Genomic DNA, 499 nt, shown 5'->3' on the forward strand with positions numbered 1-499 from the left:
GCTGGAAAGCATCCCGGGTATCGGAGAGAAAACATCTGCGGTATTGCTGGCTTATATCGGTCTGAAGGACCGCTTCGCCCATGCCAGACAGTTCGCCGCTTTTGCGGGTCTGACACCACGGCGTTATGAATCAGGTAGCAGTGTGAGAGGGGCGAGCCGGATGAGTAAGGCCGGACATGTGTCGCTTCGCAGGGCGTTGTATATGCCCGCAATGGTAGCCACCAGTAAGACTGAGTGGGGACGGGCGTTCCGCGACCGTCTGGCGGCTAATGGCAAGAAAGGAAAGGTGATTCTCGGCGCGATGATGCGCAAGCTGGCACAGGTGGCGTATGGAGTGCTGAAGTCAGGCGTGCCGTTCGATGCGTCACGGCATAATCCGGTAGCGGCGTAAAAATCGCGGAAGGGATGAAAAAAACAGCGCCTGACGGCGCTGTGTCTGGCATGCCTGCAATCCGGGAAACCGGACCAGGAAAAAACTTGCAGGCCATAACAGTATCTA

The 499-nt window shown here is 56.9% G+C and carries 1 protein-coding gene; it reads left to right on the forward strand.

Annotated features, from left to right (window positions below; genetic code table 11):
- Positions 1 to 391 (forward strand): IS110 family transposase (locus tag E0D98_RS25730; protein WP_000642072.1); only part of this gene is annotated, 391 nt, incomplete at its 5' end.
- Positions 392 to 499 lie beyond the last annotated feature (108 nt).

Source organism: Escherichia sp. KCJ4928 (genome assembly GCF_004352695.1).
Lineage (GTDB): Bacteria > Pseudomonadota > Gammaproteobacteria > Enterobacterales > Enterobacteriaceae > ECMA0423.